The 13530-nt window shown below is 32.7% G+C and carries 11 protein-coding genes and 2 pseudogenes; 10 read left to right on the plus strand and 3 right to left on the minus strand.

All coding sequences use genetic code 11. The annotated features are described in order from the left end of the window. Positions 1–80 precede the first annotated feature (80 nt). The 5 genes from GSY47_RS13130 to GSY47_RS13150 all read left to right on the plus strand — a co-directional run bounded on the left by GSY47_RS13130 (position 81) and on the right by GSY47_RS13150 (position 5819). Positions 81–1031 carry a D-2-hydroxyacid dehydrogenase gene (locus GSY47_RS13130; protein WP_091491293.1) on the plus strand — a complete coding sequence of 317 codons (951 nt, stop codon included), beginning with the start codon at positions 81–83 and terminating at the stop codon, positions 1029–1031. Positions 1032–1133: 102 nt separating this feature from the next. Then, positions 1134–1697, plus strand: coding sequence for a DUF937 domain-containing protein (locus tag GSY47_RS13135; protein ID WP_179007614.1), 564 nt, complete (start codon positions 1134–1136; stop codon positions 1695–1697). A 200-nt stretch (positions 1698–1897) separates the two neighbouring features. Further along, positions 1898–2332, plus strand: a complete 435-nt coding sequence (locus GSY47_RS13140) for a DUF6146 family protein (protein WP_179007612.1) — start codon at positions 1898–1900, stop codon at positions 2330–2332. A 31-nt stretch (positions 2333–2363) separates the two neighbouring features. Further along, positions 2364–2669: a DUF6787 family protein gene (locus tag GSY47_RS13145; protein WP_091491298.1), complete on the plus strand. Its 306-nt coding sequence runs from the start codon at positions 2364–2366 to the stop codon at positions 2667–2669. A 372-nt stretch (positions 2670–3041) separates the two neighbouring features. Further along, complete coding sequence (locus GSY47_RS13150) at positions 3042–5819, plus strand: T9SS type A sorting domain-containing protein (RefSeq protein WP_246611331.1); 2778 nt, start codon at positions 3042–3044, stop codon at positions 5817–5819. Between the two features lie 42 nt (positions 5820–5861). Here GSY47_RS13150 and GSY47_RS13155 read toward each other — a convergent pair whose 3' ends face one another. Next, positions 5862–6146, minus strand: a complete 285-nt coding sequence (locus GSY47_RS13155) for a hypothetical protein (protein ID WP_179007610.1) — start codon at positions 6144–6146, stop codon at positions 5862–5864. A gap of 269 nt (positions 6147–6415) precedes the next feature. Between GSY47_RS13155 and GSY47_RS26380 the strand changes: the two are divergent. The 4 genes and pseudogenes from GSY47_RS26380 to GSY47_RS13170 all read left to right on the plus strand — a co-directional run. Then, positions 6416–6640, plus strand: a pseudogene (locus tag GSY47_RS26380) (ATP-binding cassette domain-containing protein); the annotation flags it as partial. Positions 6641–6847: 207 nt separating this feature from the next. Continuing rightward, a pseudogene (locus GSY47_RS26385) lies at positions 6848–7294 on the plus strand (ABC transporter ATP-binding protein); the annotation flags it as partial. 2 nt (positions 7295–7296) lie between these two features. Then, a complete protein-coding gene (locus GSY47_RS13165) occupies positions 7297–8997 on the plus strand; it encodes an LIC_10190 family membrane protein (RefSeq protein WP_179007606.1) in 1701 nt (566 codons plus the stop codon). Continuing rightward, positions 8990–9754 carry a TIGR02757 family protein gene (locus GSY47_RS13170; RefSeq protein WP_179007604.1) on the plus strand — a complete coding sequence of 255 codons (765 nt, stop codon included), beginning with the start codon at positions 8990–8992 and terminating at the stop codon, positions 9752–9754. The genes GSY47_RS13165 and GSY47_RS13170 overlap by 8 nt, the downstream gene beginning before the upstream one ends. A 16-nt stretch (positions 9755–9770) precedes the next feature. Here GSY47_RS13170 and GSY47_RS13175 read toward each other — a convergent pair whose 3' ends face one another. Continuing rightward, positions 9771–10391 carry a hypothetical protein gene (locus GSY47_RS13175; RefSeq protein WP_179007602.1) on the minus strand — a complete coding sequence of 207 codons (621 nt, stop codon included), beginning with the start codon at positions 10389–10391 and terminating at the stop codon, positions 9771–9773. Positions 10392–10615: 224 nt separating this feature from the next. On the opposite strand from GSY47_RS13175, the gene GSY47_RS13180 reads away from it, so the two are divergent. Next, entirely contained in the window at positions 10616–11965 is a 1350-nt protein-coding gene (locus GSY47_RS13180; RefSeq protein WP_179007600.1) for a DEAD/DEAH box helicase, read from the plus strand. 146 nt (positions 11966–12111) lie between these two features. Here the strand turns inward: GSY47_RS13180 and GSY47_RS13185 are convergent, their stop codons facing one another. Next, entirely contained in the window at positions 12112–13224 is a 1113-nt protein-coding gene (locus tag GSY47_RS13185; protein ID WP_179007598.1) for a lactonase family protein, read from the minus strand. Positions 13225–13530: the final 306 nt, after the last annotated feature.

Genomic DNA, 13530 nt, shown 5'->3' on the forward strand with positions numbered 1-13530 from the left:
GTTTTCAGTACAAAAAAAAGGAAAAAATTAAAATTGGTTTAATCAATTAAATGATTAACCAAACAAACAAAATAAATACAATGAAAGTATTAGCAAATGACGGAATTTCTAAAAGTGGAATTCTAGCCTTAGAAAAAGGTGGATTTGAAGTGATCACTACAAAAGTAGCTCAAGAACAAGTAGCTAACTATATAAACGAAAACAACATTGACGTAATTTTAGTTCGCAGTGCAACTAAAGTTCGTAAAGATATTATCGATGCTTGTCCTGGAATTAAAATCATTGGACGTGGCGGTGTTGGTATGGATAATATCGATGTAGACTACGCAAAAAGTAAAGGAATTCACGTAATCAACACTCCTGCTTCATCTTCAGAATCTGTTGCTGAATTGGTGTTTGGACACTTATTTAATGGTGTGCGTTTTTTACATGATTCTAACAGAAACATGCCTCTTGAAGGAGATACTAATTTTGACGGTTTGAAAAAAGCTTACGCTAATGGAACTGAATTAAGAGGTAAAACTTTAGGTATTGTTGGTATCGGACGTATTGGTCAAGCTACGGCAAAAATGGCTCTTGGTTTAGGAATGAAAGTTATTGCCGCTGATAGTTTTATCCCTGAGGTTGATGTAAAAGTTGAATTTTTCGACGGACAATCTATTACAACTAAAATTGTTTCTCAATCTTTAGAGTCTTTATTTAAAGAAGCAGATTTCATTACATTACACGTTCCTGCTCAAAATGGATACATCATTGGAGAGAAAGAATTTGAGATCTTAAAAGATGGTGTTGGAATTGTAAACTGTGCTCGTGGAGGTGTTATTGACGAAGTAGCTTTAGTAAAAGCTTTGGACTCTGGAAAAGTTGCTTTTGCAGGTTTAGACGTTTTCGAAAACGAACCAAAACCAGAAATGGCAATTTTAATGCACTCTAAAATCTCTTTGACGCCGCACATTGGAGCTGCAACAGGAGAAGCACAAGACAGAATTGGTACTGAATTAGCATCACAAATCATTACTTTGTTAAGCTAATTAACTATAATTAAATTACTTGCGAGGGATTTATTAACATTGTTTAATAAATCCCTTTCTTTTTTTGTTTAAATTTGAGTTCTAATCTAAATCCTAAAAATCATGTTTGAACAATTAACCCAATTAGTACAACAATATGGAGGCGATGCAGTGGTAAATAATAACGCTGTTCCTAACGAACATAACGAAGCCGTAATCAGCGAGACAAGTAATTCTATCTTTGAAGGATTAAAAAAAATTGTTTCTGAAGGCGGAACCGATCAAATTGCTGGATTATTTAATGGAAATTCTTCTATCGACAGTTCCAATCCTGTCGTACAGCAGATTCAACAGCAATTAAGTGGCAGTCTGGGTCAAAAATTTGGACTTAGCAGTGCAGATTCAAACGGAGTGGCGTCTAATTTAATTCCGCAGATTTTAGGTTCCTTGGTTAATAAAGCAAAAGATCCAAATGACAATAGTTTTCAGATCACCGATATCATCAATTCCATTTCTGGAAATAGCGGACAAGCTTCAGGAATTATGGACACTATTTCTAAATATGGAGTGCAGTTTGGACTAGACCAAAACAACGACGGAAAAGTAGATGTAGCCGATGTTTTAGTAGTTACTAAAAGTAAAGGCGGAATCGCTGGATTTATCGGAAAATTGTTTGGAAGCAAATAAAAGATGCTAAGATTTTCTTTCACTGCGCTCTTAGAAATCTAACCCCAAAAAAGCTGTTTAATTTATAAACGGCTTTTTTTGCTTAATAGAAAAACTTAGCTTCTTAGCATCTTAGAGCCTCAGTATCTTAAACAGAACCTCACTCTTAGCATCTTGTTAAAACCCTTCTCCTTTTCTCCATTTATTTGTAAATTTAAAACATGAAAAAATGTATCTCCATATTAATTGTTTTAGTAACGATAATTGCATGTTCAACAACTCAGCAAAATATTGCAAGCAATGACAGTGCATCAAACAAAAAACAGAGCGATACAATTAGAATTGCAAATGATTCTTTGGAATACGAAGTTATTATAATCGATAACGGATTTAACACCTGGCTTGCCTCTCGTGCTTTTCCCCGTAATTACCATTCTCTAGCTTTTCTTGAAAATAAAAATTATTTATATGTAACCGAATGGAACAATCGTGTTTTACAACCACAGCGTTACAATCCGAATTTATATGAAATGAGCATCGATTACCGCCCAGAAATTCATTACGGATACGAAGTAAACTACTTAATTTACAATTACATGATTTATTTTCAAAATACTTACAAACAAACGCTTTGGGGTAATGTTCCTTCAAGATAATATACTATATTTGTAATCATTACAAATAACAATGAATAGATTAAAACAACGTTGGGGAATTACTTCCAACCTACAAGCCATAATTATACTTATTGTTTTTGCCATCACCGGATCGGCATCTGCATGGATTTCTAGACCTTTTTGTGACTGGGTAGGAATTCATAAAGAAGATTTAGGAGCTGTTTGGTTTACTCTTATTCGTTTATTAATCATTCTTCCTGTTTATCAGGTTTTATTAGTTGCCATCGGGACTATTTTTGGACAATTCCGTTTCTTTTGGAATTTCGAAAAGAAAATGCTTAAAAGAATGGGACTTGGATTCCTATTCAAAGATTAATTCTTGATTATTATTTTCTTCTATCATTAAACAAACCGTTCTGCTTACAGATTTTTGTTTATACTTTTTTTTCAATTATTTCAAACTCTTTGAATTTTAGAAATTTTCTGTTTTTAAATAGTCGTCACTTTACGCAATCCCTTTATTCATCTAATGTCAATATTTTAAAATTTTGACATAAAAAAACACATTACGTTTTTTTACATTATTTTTCCCAAGAAATCATCATACAGAACAGGATGGTGCAGGATAGTTTTGTTTTAGGCAATAGCAAACTTTATGGTATAGTTAAAATTATTTAAACACTGAAATTCAACAGTTTAAGAAATTAAAAAACTAAAACTATTACTTACTAACCAAACCACCATTGAAATGCTGAAAAATTACTTAAAACTGTCCGTAATGGCGACAATGCTCTGTCTTATTACGCCAATGAGCAATATTTTTGCCCAAAATCCAATCGTTAAAATTGACTTTGACCAATCAGGAAGACCTAAAGCTGAAGTAAATGACCCCGATTATACCGTTTGGGTAATTGCTTCTGGAAACACCAGCACTTATACCGAAAACGGAATTACCTTTACCGTAACTAGAGTTGGAGATAAAGGAGATGCACTAGGAACTAATTGGTATAAAGCAGGAATTCAAGCTCCATATTATGCTAGATTAGTTTCGGATGGTGTCACAGTAAAAGGAACAACTGCAAACTTGGGTGCGCAAATAGAGCTTAAAATTAGCGGACTTCAGACTGGAGAACATACGCTATTAGCTTTTTTTAACAACGTAGATAGTCCAACGGGAAATAATTTTAGCCCAATTGATATTTCTGTTGACGGAAACTTGGTCGTAGACAATTTGATTCCATCAGTAAGAGCACTTAAGACTGCCGATGCAAAATCTACTTATTTAAAATTTCAAGCAACAGCTGGAAATGATGTCATAATCCTACTAGCTGCAGAAACCTCGGGTACAGAAAATGTAAAAAACTTTATATTTAATGGCTTTGAACTCAATACGCCTAATATTTTCTATCAAGCCACCAATCCAAATCCGAAACAGAATGACGAACATGTTGAATTGACTTCAGGAGGAAAATTATTGCAATGGACAGTCGCAGCAAATGCCGTTTCTCACAATATTTATTTTGGAACAGATCAGACTGCCGTTACGAATGCAACAACATCTTCATCAGAATACAAAGGCAATCAAGCTTTAGCCAATACTTCTTTCCAAGTCAACGGACTTTATACTGGGGAAACTTATTTTTGGCGTGTAGATGAAGTTTTAGCCAACGGAGTTGAAAAAGGAAATGTCTGGCGTTTTCGTCCTGCACAGCTTGCTTTCCCAGATGCTGAAGGATATGGACGTTTTGCCCGCGGAGGACGTGGCGGAAAAGTAGTAGCGGTTACCAATCTAAACGACAGTGGCCCGGGAAGTTTCCGCGAAGCTGTTACTAATGATATTGGCCCGCGAACAATTATTTTTAATACTTCAGGGATTATCCAGCTGCAATCGCGTTTGGTTTTAAGTCAGCCTTATGTCACAGTTGCAGGACAAACGGCTCCAGGAAAAGGAATCTGTATACGATCTGCTCCTTTTGGAGTTACTGGAAATGATGCTATTGTTCAAAATTTAAGAGTTCGTGTTGGAGCAGGACCGACTTATGATGGAATGGGACTTACTGGTGCTGATAACAGTATTATTGACCATTGCTCGATCAGCTGGACAATTGACGAGTCATTCAGTTCTAGATCAGGAAAAAATATTACCCTTCAAAGAACACTCATTTCTGAGGCATTAAACGCAGCAAATCATCAAAATTATCCTGCTGGAACAGAACATGGTTATGCAGCGACAATTGGCGGGGATATTGGAAGTTTTCATCATAATTTACTTGCACACTGTTATGGACGTAACTGGAGTCTTGGCGGTGGTTTAGATGGAAGCGGTGCCTATACGGGAAAAATGGATATTACTAATAACGTGGTTTACAACTGGGGAGGGAGAACCACTGACGGCGGAACAAAAGAAGTTAATTTCGTAAACAACTATTACAAACCAGGTGCAGGATCTAAAATATTTGTTGCTTTTAATCAACAAAATGAAGGAGTGGGAACAGGTATGCAGCAATGTTATTTTAATGGAAATGTAATGCCAGGATATTTCGATGAAAATAATCAGACTGCAGGAAGAAAAGCTTCAGGAAATACCGTTTCTTATGAAAACTTTGTAAACACACCATTTTTCCCTTCTTATGTTACCACACAATCTGCTAAAAATGCTTATAAAATTGTTCTTTCGGATGTTGGATGCACACAGCCTGAATTTGATGAGCATGATCAAAGAATTATAACGGAAACTTTAAACGGAACTTATTCTGCTGTTGGAAGTGTAACCGGCAAACCTGGATTCCCTGATAATGAAGCTGATGTTGGCGGATTTGAAACATATCCAACTGTAGTTCGAGATGCAAACTGGGATACTGATCAAGATGGACTTCCTAATTGGTGGGAAACTATAATTGGAACTAACGTAAATTCTGCAATTGGAGATTTTTCAGACGCAAATGCAGACACCGATCAAGACGGATACACGAATCTGGATAAATACCTTCAATGGATGTCATTACCGCATTACGAAACTACACAAGGTGCCAAAATTGACATTAATATTCAAAAATTATCCAGAGGATTTACCAGCGGTGTTTCTTATGCAATTTCAAATGTTGTAAATGGAAATGCTACACTTAATACAAACATAGTAGCTTTTACTCCAGCTTCAAACGGATTATCTTCTTTCGAATTTACTGTAACCGATTCCGAAGGAGGCACAATGAAACGCAAAGTAAATATTGTGAGCGGGCAAACCGTACATTTAGGCACCGAAGAAATAACCAAAACAACAAAAGATTCGTTTAATGTATGGCCAATTCCTAGCAACGGAACATTTTCTGTATATGTCGATAATGAAGAAACAGAAATTTCAGATCTTAAAATCTTTGATATTTCTGGAAAAGAATTATTAAAACAAAAAATTAGAGGAAATACTCAGGAGACTATTCAATTACATTCTAAAGGAGTTTTTATCATTAAATTGATGGATCCGCAAACTAAAAAAACAAAATATATAAAGAAGATAATTGTTCAATAAATCAAGAATAGCAAAGACGGTTTATTTAAAGCCGTCTTTTTTTCATTTCTTTTGAAAAAAATAGGTATAAATCCAAGTTAGTGTAAACGAAGGGATAATATCTGTAAAGGGAAGTATTTCTTCTACAAAAGTCAAAATTCCTGCAACCTTCCCTACTCTACCTTTATACATTCTAGTCATAATGATACCTGCGATTGGTGCCCAAACAACATCTGAAAATTCTCCCAAAAGTGGAATCGAAAAAGAAATCATACCAATTCCGTCCAAAATTAAACCTATGATCAATTTGGACATTCTGTTATCTTCTATAGCCTCTAAGTCTTGCATTTTAAGTCTTATTTGAAGTTTATTCGAAATTAAAAATAATTCAGAAAAGATATTTATCTCTTTATTAAATTTAATTTCTAAATTCCCATATCAAGAAACGTACCCATTTTAGATTTCTTAACCACAAAGCTTTGCGAACTTAAATACATCAAAGAAATTTAAAAAAGACCTTTACAAACTTTGTAGTTAAAAATTGGAATTTAGTATTTAGTATTTGGAATTTGATATTGACTATAAACTTCGTTTCTTTGTAAAAACAGTTTCACTAAATGATACAGGCACAAAACATACATAAATTCTACGATAAACTTGAAGTTTTAAAAGGAGTTGATTTACATATTAAAAAAGGCGAAATTGTTTCTATTGTTGGTGCATCAGGCGCTGGAAAAACTACATTACTGCAGATTTTAGGTACTCTAGACAAACCAGATTATGCTCCAGATTCTTCTTTAACTATAAATGGTAAAAATGTTCTTGAATTGCAAGACATCAAAAAAAGCAATTCGAAAGAAGAAAAAACATTCAAAATAATTACTTGGACTGGATCTATTTATATTGTACTTCTGGCTGTATATTTATTATTTTTTAGAACTAAAATTTTTGACGACACATTAAGAATAGTATTAAGCGTGGTTTTATTTCTGCCTATATTTTCAATGCTTTTTTACTACAACCGTTATTTCAAAAAGAAAAGCAAACAAGACAGGATATTATCTGATTTCCGAAATCTAAACTTAGGTTTTATTTTTCAGTTTCATCAGCTTTTACCTGAATTTACTGCTTTAGAAAACGCTTGTATTCCAGCTTATATTGCTGGCAAAAAAACTTCAGAAACCGAAGCTGAGGCAAAAAAACTGCTTACTTTTTTAGGGCTTTCACATCGTATCAATCATAAACCAAGCGAACTTTCGGGCGGAGAACAACAGCGCGTTGCAGTAGCAAGAGCTTTAATCAATAAACCTGATGTTATTTTTGCAGATGAACCTTCAGGAAATCTAGACACACATTCTGCAGAAAACCTACATCAATTATTCTTTCAGCTTAGAGACGAATTCGGACAGACTTTTGTAATTGTTACTCACAACGAAGAATTAGCCAATATGGCCGACAGAAAGTTAGTAATGTCAGATGGGCAAATTATTTCCTAAATATGGTTTTAATTGTAATCAGCTGGATCTATATTCTTTTTACAACAATAAACTTAGGTTTTCTAATCGATAAAATTTTTCAGTTAAAAAACAAAAACTTTGTCATTACTTCTATTCTCGGACTTTTCTTAGTTACGGTTTTAGCGAGTATTTGGGCTATTTTTGGGAGAATAAACATTGAATTTCATGTTTTCTTACTGCTAACTAACATTTTATTATGCATTGGATTTCAAAAATCAATCACCGAACATTATAAGGTATTTGCGATTGAATTGACACAATTAAATAAAGCTCTAAAAGCTTTTTTAATCATCATAACATTTTTGATTTTAGCTCAATGCGCTTCTATTCCTTTTGTCATTGACAATGAATCTTACTACATTCAAACCATAAAATGGATTAATGAATATGGTTTTGTAAAAGGACTCGCAAACCTTCATCTTTTTTTGGGACAAACCAGTGGATGGCACGTTACCCAAAGTGCTTTTAATTTCTCTTTTTTATATAAAAATTTTAATGATTTAAGCGGCTTTTGCCTGCTTTTAGGAAACCTTTTTGCTATTCAAAAACTGAATGACTTTTTCAGAAACAACAACTCAAATTATTTAATTATTGGATTGTTTCCTCTATTTAATATTTTGTTCTTTCAATTTATCAGTGCACCTTCTCCCGATATTCCAGTTTATGTTTTTTCGTTTATTTTCTTTTTTTACTTCTTAGAAAACTTTAAAAAATTAACTCCTGAAACTTTCAATCTGTTGGTTATTTTAGCACTTTTTTTGTTCTATATAAAAAATACCACTGTAACATTTTTTGTTTTCCCTATTATCTTATTATTATTTCATTTCAAATCAATATTCAAATACTTATTAAAACCTGCTTTACTTTCAATAATTATAATCTCTTTATTTATTGTAAAAAATTTGACTATATCTGGTACAGTAGCTTTTCCGTCAAATCTTTTTACCTCTCTTTCAATGGATTATGCTATACCAAATTCCATTCAGAGCTTTTACTATGAACAACTTAAATGTTATGGCTATTTCATAACTCCTGAAAAATATAATTTGATGTCTTCTTGGGATTTATTTATTAGATGGATCACAATGTCAAAACTTAATGGAGTATTTAATAAAATCAGTATTCTTCTGATTCTTATTGTGCCTTTTTTTATTTTGAAATTTAAAAATGAAAATGCACTTTGGAGTATTTATTTTGTCATGGTAATACAATTGATTCTGCTTTTGATAACCTCTCCGCAATACCGATTTTTCCTTAATTATATTTTATTTTTCTCTCTTTTCTGTTTGATATGCATCATAAAAAACAAAAGAGTGATTAATATCCTAATAATGTTTTCCTTAATTCCTGTTGTTATTGTTCTATTTTTCTCCATAAATCTGAGTAAATTTGCCAATAATAAGTCATTGATGGAAATCAGTAATTTTTCCAGCCAAAATATTATTTTTCCTTATTCCAATTCAAAAAACAGCACCGCATTTGAAACCATTCAAACAGGAAATTTAAAATACAATTCTCCTCAAAACAATGATTTTTTCTGGGGAAATGGGAATGGCGATTTACCTTGCGTTAATAAAGTGCAGATAGAATATTTTGAAAAATATTTTCATTATAGACCGCAAATGCGCACCAATAATTTAAAAGACGGATTTTATTCCAAAGAAGTTACTAAAAATGAATAGTACAGAACTAAAAGAATTCTTAGACGAAAAAGTCATCCAATATAATAATCAGGATTTTATCGAAAGTGATCCTGTTCAGATTCCGCATCTTTTTACTCAAAAAGAAGATATCGAAATTGCAGGTTTTTTAAGCGCTTCCATCGCTTGGGGAAACCGCAAAATGATTATCAAAAATTCGCATAAAATGATGGAATTAATGGGTAACACGCCTTACGATTTCGTGATGTCTCATAGTGAGGAAGATTTAGCCAAACTCGAAACTTTTGTACACAGAACGTTCAACGGAAATGATTTTGCTGGTTTTATAAAAGGTTTAAAAAACATCTATGAAAACCACAATGGATTGGAAAATGTATTTGCTAAAAATCAGGAAAAAGACAGTTTACAAAAGAGCATCAGCGAATTCAAAAAAATATTCTTCGAAACAGATCATCTGCCAAGAACTCAAAAACACATTTCAGATCCTTTAAACAATTCAGCAGCGAAAAGAATCAACATGTACCTGCGATGGATGGTTCGCCAAGATGCAAAAGGAGTCGATTTAGGAATTTGGAAAACTATTTCTCCTTCGGTACTGTCTTGTCCGCTGGATGTTCATTCCGGAAATGTAGCCCGTAAACTTGGCATTCTTTCGCGAAAGCAAAATGATGCCAAAGCTTTATTGGAATTAGACACTAAATTAAGAGAAATGGACGCCAATGATCCTGTAAAATATGATTTTGCCCTATTTGGATTAGGCGTTTTTGAAGGGTTTTAAATTTTTAAACTGGCAATTATTTTTTCAATTGTTCTAAATGCAAATAATTCCATTCAGTAAAAAAATCTTTCTCTGAATCACCTTTCCAGCCCTCAGATTTATTGAAATCATTTATCAAATCATAATCAATTATTAGAGATTCTTCTCCCAATTTTGTATTTTTAAGCAATTCGAAGCTTGAACCAGAAACTCCAAAATTGTCTGCTACAAAATTAGATTTTATTGTTTGCAAATCGTTTTCAATAACAATGTCATAACGATATTCTTCAATATAGGACAATTCCAATAGTCCATTTTTAAATTTTGCCAACCGACCTTCATCACTAGTAGATTGATAATAAGTCAACAAGATCTCAGTATTTAGATTTTTAGAAATCTGTTTCAAAATTTCATCAAAAAAATATAAACCAAACTGAAAATCAAATTCAACTTCGACCCAATCTTTACTTAGGTTTTTTGATACTACTATAGTTAGATTTTCGCCATCAAAAGAATTTTCCTCATGTGGTACATTATAAAACCATGGCTTTCTATCGTCAAACCATATTTCTCTGCCAATTCGCAAATATTTTTTTAGCTCTATTACTACAGTTTGAACATCATTACATTTAATATTGGTTTGCGAATGTGTTGCCATCTTATTGAATCTGTTAGCAGTTTTTTTCCCTTTTTTCCAAAAATAATAAAAATATACGCCAGATCATTTCAATACATTAGATCCTTTTAAATATAATTAAACGCAAATAAAACACTTTTAAAAACTGAAAATCAAACAATTACACAAACAAAATTTTAGATGATTCGAAAATTGTAGTGATCTAACCGTCATTTTAACGTACATTTGCACAAAATTTAAAGCAAATGAGCACTTTCGAAAAATTTAATCTTCCAAAATCAGTACAAAAAGCAATAGACGATTTAGGGTTTGTTACACCAACTCCTATTCAGGAAAAATCTTTTTCAGTGATTACTTCCGGACGAGATATGATGGGAATTGCACAAACCGGAACCGGTAAAACATTTGCCTATTTACTTCCTCTTTTAAAGCTTTACAAGTTTACTCATACTAATACACCAAAAATTGTAATTCTGGTTCCAACCCGCGAATTAGTTGTCCAGGTTGTAGAAGAAGTAGAAAAACTGACAAAATATATGTCAGTTAAAACTTTAGGGATTTTTGGTGGTGTAAACATTAATACACAAAAGAAAGCTGTTTATGAAGGAGTTGACATTTTAGTTGGAACTCCAGGTAGAACAATGGATTTAGCTTTAGACGCTGTTGTTCGTTTTGATGAAACTCAAAAACTGGTTATTGACGAATTTGACGAAATGCTTAATCTAGGTTTTAGACCACAACTTACAGCACTTTTGGCTATGATGAGAACCAAACGTCAAAATATTCTTTTCTCAGCAACAATGACGGATGAAGTGGATGCTATTTTAAATGATTATTTTGATTTTCCTGAAGAAGTTACTTTAGCCGCTTCTGGAACACCACTTGAAAAAATTACTCAGATTACTTATAATGTTCCAAACTTTAATACAAAAGTAAATCTGTTACAACATTTACTGGAAACAGATGAAAGCATGGAACGTGTGTTGATATTCGTAAACAATAAAAAGATTTCGGATATGCTTCACACCCGTATCGAAGAACTTTTTGAAGGACAGTTTGGAGTAATTCACTCTAATAAATCACAAAACTATCGTTTGAGTACGATGGCTGAATTTCAGGAAGGAAATCTTCGCGGACTTATTACTACTGATATTATGGCTAGAGGTTTGGATATTTCTAATATCTCACACGTAATAAATTTCGAGATTCCGGAATTACCAGAACAATACATGCACAGAATTGGTCGTACAGGTCGTGCCGACTCAACTGGAACGGCAATTAGTTTTGTAACACCTCGTGAAGAAGAATACAAAATTGAAGTCGAAGTTTTAATGAACCAAGAACTTAAAATCGCTGATTTCCCTGAAGAAGTTGAAATCTCAGATAAATTAATTGGTCCTGAAAAAGACAGACAGCCCATTAAGTTTCTAATGAAAAAACCAAAATTAGAAGGCGATGGTGCTTTTCACGAAAAATCTAAAAAGAACCAAAAAGTTAACCTTGGAGGTCCTTCGAAAACAAAAAAGAAAACTCACGGTTCTGTTAACAGAAATATGCTGAAAACCAGAGCGAAGAAGAAAAAAGACGGAAAATAATCTTTTTTAGATGCTAAGATTCTAAGATACTGAGGTTCTAAGTTTTTTCACATAAACACAAAATAAAAAGGGTAAAGATTCTTCTGAATCTTTACCCTTTTTTAAGCTTAATATCTTAGCAACTTAGAACCTTAGTATCTTTTTTACTAAATTTTCGTAAATACAAGTCCAACCGGCGAGCACAATTCAATTCTTTTTCCTGTATCCGTGATTTTTCCTGTGGTTTTATCTCTTTTAAAAATAATGATATCATTTGTGTATTGATGACCTATTAAAAGGTAATTTCCTGTTGGATCAATGGCAAAATCTCTTGGACCTTTTCCTAGAGTACTTTGTTGTTCTACTAGTTCTAAAACTCCATTTTTTTGGATTTTATAAACCGAAATAGAATTAGCATCTACACGATCAGAAACGTATAAAAAGTTTCCATCTGGCGAAATTTTAATTGCTGCAGCTCCAGTTCCTCCTGTAAATCCTTTTGGAAGAATACTCGTTTCCGCAACTACTTTTAAATTTCCTGTTTTGTCGTAGCTTAATGTTGTTAATGTTCCATCTAATTCCTGAACCAGATAAATAAATTTTCCGTCTTTACTAAAAGTCAAATGTCTTGGACCACTTCCTGGTTTTACGTCAACACTTCCTTTTAATGTCAGCATTTCGTTTTTAGAAGTTGGATTGTATTTATAAATGAATATTTTATCTAAACCTAAATCATTTGACAAAACGAACTTTTTGTCTGGAGAAAAAATTACCATGTGAACATGTGCTTTTTCCTGACGTCCTGCGTTTGGCCCTTTTCCTTCGTGCTGGATTAACTGCTGCACTTCCGTAATGCTTCCATCTGGATTTTTCTTAAAAACAACGATGTTTCCACCAGAATAATTGGCAACAATTACGTTTTTATCATCATTAATTAAATGACAAGGATCTGCTCCTAAAGAAGCATTAGAGTTTAAAAATTTCAATTTACCAGAAGCTGCATCATATCCAAATGCGCTAACCGCACTTTGAGTTCCGTTTTCGTTTACAGCGTATACAAATTTATTATCAGCAGAAACCGATAAATAACTCGGACTAATCACATTTTCAGAAGAATTTTTTACTTTAAAAGCCCCAGTTGCACTATCGAATTCATAAACATAAATTCCGTTGCTTTGACAGGTATTTGTATAAGTTCCAACTAGTAAGTTGAACTTATTTTGAGCTTTTACCGCGGTCAAGGATAAAGCTGAAAATAAGATTAAATATATTTTTTTCATAGTTTGTTTTTTTAATCAGCTAAAATAAGGAATAATATTGTTCTTAAACCGCTTGATTGTTACAAAAGAAATTACAAAAGTTACATTTTTATTATTAACCATATAAGTTATATAAGTTCATTTTAGCTTTTAGAACCCAACTTATAATCTCTTATATGAACTTATATGGTTTCAACTGTATTTTTTTCCGATTCATCTACAGTGCTTATAATTTCTTACATGAAGTTATATGGTTTAAAATAATTTTTAATTCGTATTTTTGACCTGCATCTTCACGAAAAACAAAACGTAGTGAAGTAAATCGAA

This window comes from Flavobacterium quisquiliarum (genome assembly GCF_019308285.1).
Taxonomy (GTDB): Bacteria; Bacteroidota; Bacteroidia; order Flavobacteriales; family Flavobacteriaceae; genus Flavobacterium; species Flavobacterium quisquiliarum.